Source organism: Limnospira sp. PMC 1279.21 (assembly GCF_032349615.1).
Classification (GTDB): Bacteria; Cyanobacteriota; Cyanobacteriia; order Cyanobacteriales; family Microcoleaceae; genus Limnospira; species Limnospira fusiformis.
In genome coordinates this window covers 1-4,526 of sequence record NZ_JARPLU010000263.1, presented here as the reverse complement: position 1 = coordinate 4,526, position 4,526 = coordinate 1, and the positions used below count along the sequence as shown (strand labels likewise).

Below are 4,526 nucleotides of genomic sequence, written 5' to 3'. Positions count from 1 at the left end.
TCGCAAGTTTGGCATTGGTCACTGATATTATAACCGATTAAGCGAACTTGATATCACAGTATTTTTGGGCTCGGATTATCGGGTTATGCTTGGAGCCAGTCGCTAGTTTTCTGGCAAGAAGAGATGTTAGCATTGATGGCCCTCAAGCCTCATAAAGCTCAGAATTTTCGGCAAGGACTAAATGCTCTATCCCTTGTACAGCAATCAGTCTAGCTCTCTTGTCACCCTCTCAGCCACATTGCACCTCGAAGCCAAGGCGGAAAGGATGAATACAAGAACCTTCAACTATTACACCGCCACTGTCATGATGATAAGACGGCAATTGACAATGCCAACGCTGTATCCTTAACAATGGAACAATCAAATTAGGAGCCGTATGAGGTGAAAGTCTCAAGTACGGTTCTGTATGGGAGGGGGAGATGGTGACATCTCTCTCGACCCCTACTACGATTTGTTACAGAGTTTGTTGACCTTGGGTTCCCTGCCGGTATTTGGTATCGTATGATACAAATCGTCGGGACATATAAACAGTTATAGGGATGGTCAGAAGTGCGCTTCTTGTATTCAACCAAGGGGTTGAAGTCCCCACCAGGCGGTTATTTCGGGTGTCTCAACCCTATTTCATGCCTGAAGGTCTCGCACCTACACCTTTTACAGTAAGCACTCTTAAAGACTACTCCCCAAGCGTAAATTCGGGTATGCCCTACCCTATTTGATTTTGACTTCGCTCTGGCCATTTGAACTGACGATGAAAGCTTTTCTACCAGTGATGGCTAGAGTTTTAGGGATTACGGAGTGTCTCTTGTTTCCGGCGTTCCCAAAGTCAACGAATTCAATTTATGTTCACACCAAGTCGCCCTAAAAGGACGAGGTTTTCAACCCATTTTTTCTGATAATTTTGTTAAACTATTCATGGCCGCGAATTTCGATCACTTGATTTTTTTCGTCCACAAGAACCACTTTCGGCTGATGAGTGGGGACTTCTTCCGGGGTCAACTGCCCATAGGCCATAATTATCAGGCGATCGCCTGGAATGCCTAAACGAGCCGCCGCCCCATTCAATTGAATTTCACCAGACCCAGGTGGGGCAGGAATGACATAGGTAATCAGTCTAGCCCCGTTAGTGGTGTTAACCACCTGTACCTGTTCATTAACCAAAATTCCGGCAGTGTCCAGTAAGTTTTGGTCAATACTTATACTGCCGACATAATTAAGGTTAGCCTCAGTTAGGGTACAGTTATGAATTTTAGCCAACAACAGGGTTCGATACATATTTTAAGGTCTCATCAGATCACATTGACATCCTCCCCGTAACCGGAAGGGGATTCCCAAACCTAACAATTTGGGTTTCTGGTTCTTTCCCCCTTTGGGGTTTTGAGCACCACTCCCGCAACTCCGGCTGTGTTCTGGTCTTCGGGTCGCCACCCAGACCGACACCGCCAGCCAGGCAGCTAAGATGTTGATCCTGGCGTTTACGTCTGTCTCGGTCGTGATCAGTTTCCCAGTCGGGACATTCCCACTCCCGGACTTTTAACGGCATTTTTAAGGGCGATCGTATCCGCAGTTTAAGCATCCCCTGTAGGGGCGGCCTCCACCGTCAGCCATGCCCAACACCAGCCCACTGGATAAACCCGCCCGATTAAAAGCCGCTTTGGTCAACTCAGCCCTTCCGCCCTTCCTCCTCTTTTTAAACTTCGGGTACTTCGTCCTTCCCGCGAAGAAGTTGGAAAATGCGGACTGCCAATGCCTGAGTCTCTGCGATCGCCGAACCGAACTGACCTGCTTGATCAAGTCCAGCCCTTCCGTCTTGTTCCACCTCCTCAGCATCGAAGAAGTCTCGACGTAATCAATGCCCTCTTGTTCCTCGTACCAACCTTGGTTGGTGAGCGAAGTCCAACCATCAGTCCCCGTGGCTAATGGCTTGTTATACACCAGGCGAACACAACCCAAAGTCCTCCGCAACAGGTTTTCCTGTTCCGGGTAAAATCGGTATCGCTAGGCTTTCTCCGTCATCCTTGCAGTATATCTATAACCTGGTAATTACCTGACAACTCAGGAAAATTTATACAAATAGCCATCTCTTCTCAAAACAGGTTTCAAATCTATTGGTTTGACTGAAAACTGAGTTTTGTCAGGTTTGGTTAAAACAAAACTGCCGCGACTCGACGGGGTTATTCTACCGATTCCATGTGCCATCTGCTTGGCTATATCCCCGGTAAGCCATCCCTTAATTGGTTTTAATGGGTTATGGCGAATCGGAAGCCTCTTGTTAGGAGCCGCTTTTTGACGGCCACCACGCCCAAAACAAGTCATTAGTAGTGGCTGATGAGTTTTGATTTTCAACCGGGTCGGGGTGCTTTTTCCCACACAATCAGCGTCATCTAGCCAATGGGTTTTCGGTAGTCCTTGAACCGTCCGATTATATTTTGTTAAACCTCCAGTGCCAATTTCAATGGGTAATCCAGTTAGCTTCAGGCCGTTAAACAATGCCCATCGGGTAGAGTTGACGGCCGCCGCATTTTTCAGGGGGGCCTTGGCCTGAACTAGCAACCGCTTCAAGATTTCGGGTTTTTTTTCCAGAAACTGCTCGACTGCCTGAGAACCTTTTTTCTGATGGCATTTATGGCAAGCAATAGCCAGATTGCTAACTCGGTCGGAACCACCCTGGCTTTTTGGCTGAATGTGTTCGATTTCTAAAGGGATATTTTGGCCACCACAGTAGGCACACTGGTGTTGCCATTTCGTCAAGAGATATTCTCTCAACTCGTATCCAAACAACACCCCTTGCTGGTATTCAACTCCAGATATTTCCGGGTTGAGCAGCTTTTGGGTGTCAAACCGTACCAACTCCATTGATATGTCCGTTATCGGACATGAGGAAATCAGTCGATTTACCCAGGTCAAGGTGGTTTCAACTCGATGTTTGAGGCTGGGAGCCAACCATCCTTCTTGGCGCTTTCTGTTATTGAATCTGGCTTGACGGTAACGAGTTTTTCGGCAACGACGGTGGCGGCGAACCACGCGACGTGCAGTTAACTTGGCTCGGATTCTATCTCCTCTATGAGTCAATTCAGCCGCCCAGATAACTGTGTCCCGACTTTGATTAACTAAGGCAATACCCGTCACTGATGCCCCTGGGTCTAACTTGATCCGACTAGGTTCATTGCCCGGGTTCTCAACAGTTTTCTTGAGTATAATTGTAAATGGATAAGTCCTAAACACTGCGGCTAAACCCTTCTTCAAAAGCTTTCTGGCTCTGGCCGGATGAGTGGGACTTAACGGTTGCCCCAGTGTGTCAACCACAAAAACGTAATTTTGGTAATTTGGCATTTAAGCTATCTCCCAGATGGGGTAATGTTTGCCTCGGTCATGTTAAAGGGGCTTTTTACGTCTAGCTCACTCGAGATTGCCAATCCACTCATCTCGTTCCTTAAAGATAGACGACAGAGCAACAGGCTGGCGTTCACCTGTGGGTGTCATCACCCCCTTAACGTAGGTCTAATCCTGGACCTGCATCTTACATCTCCTTTGAGGAGTAATTTCCGGCTCCTGCCGGAAATTACCGGATTTTATGCAAGAGGCTTGCACTATAGCTTGTACCTTGTCCACATCTTGCCAACCCAGAATTTCTGTGACTTTTTTCTCAAGATTTTTGTAGGTTCTGAAAAATTCCGCAATTTCCTCTAGGCGGTGAGGTGCGATATCTTTCAGAGATTTTACCTCACTATAGCGGGGGTCTTTGGCAGGAACACAGAGAATTTTCTCATCGCGATCGCCACCATCAATCATTTCTAGCATACCAATGGGCCGCGCCGCAATCACACAACCAGGAAATGTCGGTTGATCCATCAACACCATGCCATCAAGGGGGTCTCCATCATCCGCTAAAGTATTCGGGATAAACCCATAATCATAGGGGTACTGGACAGAGGAGTATAAAACCCGATCTACGGCGAAGGCTTGTAAATCTTTGTCAAATTCGTATTTATTTTTACTCCCCGCAGGAATTTCGATCAACACATTGACCAATCCTGGTTTCGGTTCCGGGGGAATAAGTGATAAGTCCATATTTGTCGTTCTCCAAGTTGATGTTTCATACTTCCCACTAAGGGGATTTATTCAGAGGCTAGGCTGGCTGAGATAGGATTACCCTTACCCCAGTGCTTGCCAAATCTTGAGTGCTTGCCAAATCTTGATCAGGGTTGACCCAGAAACTTAGCTTAACCGCCGATAAGCCCCGCGCTATAGCCGTAAGGTTAGCGTCCGGTTGACACTCTAGCGCCGTAGAAGGCGGAGATTTTTAAGAGATTTTCACTCTTAACGGCTGTGCCAAACAACCCCCAGACACTCCGCTTAAAGCATTGTGCTTACTTTTCCTCAATATATTAGCCGCCCCGTTACAGTCCGCGTTAACCAGAAAACCATCTTTCGTTCGATACAGCCCCCGTTTAAGCCGTTGGCTAGAGAATTTAGACTGATACATTTACGCGACATTTATCCGGCTATTGCCTGACAATGCGACGATA

5 protein-coding genes and 2 pseudogenes are annotated in these 4,526 nt (G+C 47.2%); 2 read left to right on the top strand and 5 right to left on the bottom strand.

The genetic code is table 11. From position 1 onward, the window contains the following. Window positions 1-51: 51 nt before the first annotated feature. Window positions 52-213 (top strand): annotated as a pseudogene (locus tag P5683_RS23055) (IS4 family transposase); the annotation flags it as partial. A 24-nt stretch (window positions 214-237) separates the two neighbouring features. Next, window positions 238-369 (top strand): HNH endonuclease, encoded by a 132-nt coding sequence (locus P5683_RS23050; protein ID WP_228116578.1) that lies wholly within the window; start codon window positions 238-240, stop codon window positions 367-369. 537 nt (window positions 370-906) lie between these two features. On the opposite strand, the gene panD is transcribed toward P5683_RS23050, so the two are convergent. The 5 genes and pseudogenes from panD to P5683_RS23025 all read right to left on the bottom strand — a co-directional run bounded on the left by panD (window position 907) and on the right by P5683_RS23025 (window position 4,068). Further along, on the bottom strand, window positions 907-1,272 hold the full coding sequence (gene panD / locus P5683_RS23045) for an aspartate 1-decarboxylase (protein ID WP_006615999.1): 366 nt from the start codon (window positions 1,270-1,272) through the stop codon (window positions 907-909). A 19-nt stretch (window positions 1,273-1,291) separates the two neighbouring features. Then, window positions 1,292-1,573, bottom strand: coding sequence for a hypothetical protein (locus P5683_RS23040; protein ID WP_006625949.1), 282 nt, complete (start codon window positions 1,571-1,573; stop codon window positions 1,292-1,294). A gap of 68 nt (window positions 1,574-1,641) precedes the next feature. After that, window positions 1,642-2,013: pseudogene (locus P5683_RS23035) on the bottom strand (helix-turn-helix domain-containing protein); the annotation flags it as partial. 39 nt (window positions 2,014-2,052) lie between these two features. Continuing rightward, entirely contained in the window at window positions 2,053-3,330 is a 1,278-nt protein-coding gene (gene iscB, locus P5683_RS23030) for an RNA-guided endonuclease IscB (protein WP_315646963.1), read from the bottom strand. 168 nt (window positions 3,331-3,498) lie between these two features. Continuing rightward, on the bottom strand, window positions 3,499-4,068 hold the full coding sequence (locus P5683_RS23025) for an inorganic diphosphatase (protein WP_006625944.1): 570 nt from the start codon (window positions 4,066-4,068) through the stop codon (window positions 3,499-3,501). Window positions 4,069-4,526 lie beyond the last annotated feature (458 nt).

Excerpts from the sequence above, each read along its gene's own strand:
- panD (WP_006615999.1), bottom strand. The coding sequence starts at position 1,272 with ATGTATCGAACCCTGTTGTTGGCTAAAATTCATAACTGTACCCTAACT.
- P5683_RS23040 (WP_006625949.1), bottom strand. The coding sequence starts at position 1,573 with ATGCTTAAACTGCGGATACGATCGCCCTTAAAAATGCCGTTAAAAGTC.
- iscB (WP_315646963.1), bottom strand. The coding sequence starts at position 3,330 with ATGCCAAATTACCAAAATTACGTTTTTGTGGTTGACACACTGGGGCAA.
- P5683_RS23025 (WP_006625944.1), bottom strand. The coding sequence starts at position 4,068 with ATGGACTTATCACTTATTCCCCCGGAACCGAAACCAGGATTGGTCAAT.